General features: G+C 55.0%; 2 tRNA genes and 2 rRNA genes (1 of these 4 only partly in view). All 4 read left to right on the forward strand.

What is annotated here, in order from left to right:
* Positions 1-25 precede the first annotated feature (25 nt).
* Positions 26-1,511: ribosomal RNA gene (locus AC07NN_RS24000) — 16S ribosomal RNA — on the forward strand.
* A 186-nt stretch (positions 1,512-1,697) separates the two neighbouring features.
* Positions 1,698-1,774, forward strand: a tRNA-Ile gene (locus tag AC07NN_RS24005).
* A 66-nt stretch (positions 1,775-1,840) separates the two neighbouring features.
* Positions 1,841-1,916 (forward strand) — tRNA-Ala (locus AC07NN_RS24010).
* A 253-nt stretch (positions 1,917-2,169) separates the two neighbouring features.
* Positions 2,170-2,556, forward strand: a 23S ribosomal RNA gene (locus tag AC07NN_RS24015) (it continues 2,501 nt past the right edge of the window).
* Together the 16S and 23S rRNA genes with 2 tRNA genes alongside form the textbook arrangement of a ribosomal RNA operon.

The following is a 2,556-nucleotide window of genomic DNA, read 5'->3' on the forward strand; positions in this document are numbered from 1 at the left end:
TGGAAGTCTGATGTCAATGTCAACTCAACCTGAGAGTTTGATCCTGGCTCAGAGCGAACGCTGGCGGCAGGCCTAACACATGCAAGTCGAACGGATCCTTCGGGATTAGTGGCGGACGGGTGAGTAACACGTGGGAACGTGCCCTTTGGTTCGGAACAACTCAGGGAAACTTGAGCTAATACCGGATGTGCCCTTCGGGGGAAAGATTTATCGCCATTGGAGCGGCCCGCGTCTGATTAGCTAGTTGGTGAGGTAAAGGCTCACCAAGGCGACGATCAGTAGCTGGTCTGAGAGGATGATCAGCCACATTGGGACTGAGACACGGCCCAAACTCCTACGGGAGGCAGCAGTGGGGAATCTTGCGCAATGGGCGAAAGCCTGACGCAGCCATGCCGCGTGAATGATGAAGGTCTTAGGATTGTAAAATTCTTTCACCGGGGACGATAATGACGGTACCCGGAGAAGAAGCCCCGGCTAACTTCGTGCCAGCAGCCGCGGTAATACGAAGGGGGCTAGCGTTGCTCGGAATTACTGGGCGTAAAGGGAGCGTAGGCGGACTGTTAAGTTAGAGGTGAAAGCCCAGGGCTCAACCTTGGAATTGCCTTTGATACTGGCAGTCTTGAGTACGGAAGAGGTATGTGGAACTCCGAGTGTAGAGGTGAAATTCGTAGATATTCGGAAGAACACCAGTGGCGAAGGCGACATACTGGTCCGTTACTGACGCTGAGGCTCGAAAGCGTGGGGAGCAAACAGGATTAGATACCCTGGTAGTCCACGCCGTAAACGATGAGTGCTAGTTGTCGGCATGCATGCATGTCGGTGACGCAGCTAACGCATTAAGCACTCCGCCTGGGGAGTACGGTCGCAAGATTAAAACTCAAAGGAATTGACGGGGGCCCGCACAAGCGGTGGAGCATGTGGTTTAATTCGAAGCAACGCGCAGAACCTTACCACCTTTTGACATGCCCGGACCACCAGAGAGATCTGGCTTTCCCTTCGGGGACTGGGACACAGGTGCTGCATGGCTGTCGTCAGCTCGTGTCGTGAGATGTTGGGTTAAGTCCCGCAACGAGCGCAACCCTCGCGATTAGTTGCCATCAGGTTTGGCTGGGCACTCTAATCGTACTGCCGGAGTTAATCCGGAGGAAGGCGGGGATGACGTCAAGTCCTCATGGCCCTTACAAGGTGGGCTACACACGTGCTACAATGGCGACTACAGAGGGCTGCAATCCCGCGAGGGGGAGCCAATCCCTAAAAGTCGTCTCAGTTCGGATTGTTCTCTGCAACTCGAGAGCATGAAGTTGGAATCGCTAGTAATCGCGGATCAGCATGCCGCGGTGAATACGTTCCCGGGCCTTGTACACACCGCCCGTCACACCATGGGAGTTGGCTTTACCCGAAGGCGCTGCGCTAACTCGCAAGAGAGGCAGGCGACCACGGTAGGGTCAGCGACTGGGGTGAAGTCGTAACAAGGTAGCCGTAGGGGAACCTGCGGCTGGATCACCTCCTTTCTAAGGATGCTTCTCCAGCTTCTCACGAAGCTATTGAGGCTCCAATTAGTGCGCTAGACGCACACAAATGAGCGGATCGCCGCCGTCTTCGTTTCTCTTTCCACTTGTTTCGGACCGTTAGGTTCGGGACACGATCGCGAGCCCTGGAGCGGGTCCTGTAAAAAGGACCTCATCTGAGCGGCCTATGGGCCCGTAGCTCAGTTGGTTAGAGCGCACGCTTGATAAGCGTGAGGTCATAAGTTCAAGTCTTATCGGGCCTACCACTCTTTCCAAACATACGGACCGCAACCGACCAGCTCCGCTGGGCAAGCAACTCACACCGAGTGTGAGGGGCCATAGCTCAGTTGGTAGAGCGCCTGCTTTGCAAGCAGGATGTCGTCGGTTCGAATCCGTCTGGCTCCACCATCTCTCCTGTCATCGGGCAGTCGAGAGAACGCGATCGAGGAATGATCAAGTTTGCACTGGCTCTTGAGCCAGCTGCGAAATGACATTGTGAAGGCAGGGTTCCTCCGCCAACCGTAGCTCACCCCTGGGATACGGACCTGGTTTAAGGATGGACTTAAGAAGACATCATTGTCTGACTAAAGGTAGAGCTCATGCTCGATCCCTTCCCGCGAGATGCGGCAAGGGTCGATAATGCATGGGTTTTGCTGAGAACGATCAAGCGCATAAGGGCTTCTGACGGATGCCTTGGCATTGAGAGGCGATGAAGGACGTGGCACGCTGCGATAAGAGCCGGGGAGGCGCGAGCACCCTTTGATCCGGCTATCTCCGAATGGGGAAACCCACCTTTATGGTCACCCAACTTAGTCTTGCCTTCGGGCAGGGCCAGGATTGGTTGATCAGAAGAGGTATAATGACCTGAATACATAGGGTTCATTAAGCAAACCCGGGGAACTGAAACATCTCAGTACCCGGAGGAAAGGACATCAACCGAGACTCCCGTAGTAGTGGCGAGCGAACCGGGACCAGGCCAGTGCTGTCGTGACATAAAGCTGAAGGATCTGGGAAGGTCCGCCATAGTGGGTGATAGCCCCGTAAGCGT

This window comes from Caulobacter sp. GW821-FHT09H08 (assembly GCF_059415885.1).